A 211-nucleotide genomic window follows, 5' to 3' on the forward strand; every position below is an offset into this window, starting at 1 on the left:
TTCCGCAATTACTTCCACTTCTTCTGACTCTTCTGTTTCTGCAATTACTTCCACTTCTTCTGACTCTTCTGCTTCCGCAATTACTTCCACTTCTTCTGACTCTTCTGCTTCCGCAATTACTTCCACTTCTTCTGATTCTTCTGTTTCTGTAATTACGTCTACCTCTTCAAATTCTTCTGGTATTTCCACAATGATTGTTTCTTCAAGCTTT

The 211-nt window shown here is 38.9% G+C and carries 1 protein-coding gene; it reads right to left on the reverse strand.

What is annotated here, in order from left to right:
- A partial coding sequence (locus MR083_RS27650; protein ID WP_242270157.1) for a hypothetical protein occupies positions 1-211 on the reverse strand: 211 nt, incomplete at both ends.

It is taken from the genome of Bacillus cereus group sp. BfR-BA-01408 (assembly GCF_022663305.1).
In the GTDB taxonomy this organism is placed as follows: Bacteria; Bacillota; Bacilli; order Bacillales; family Bacillaceae_G; genus Bacillus_A; species Bacillus_A pacificus.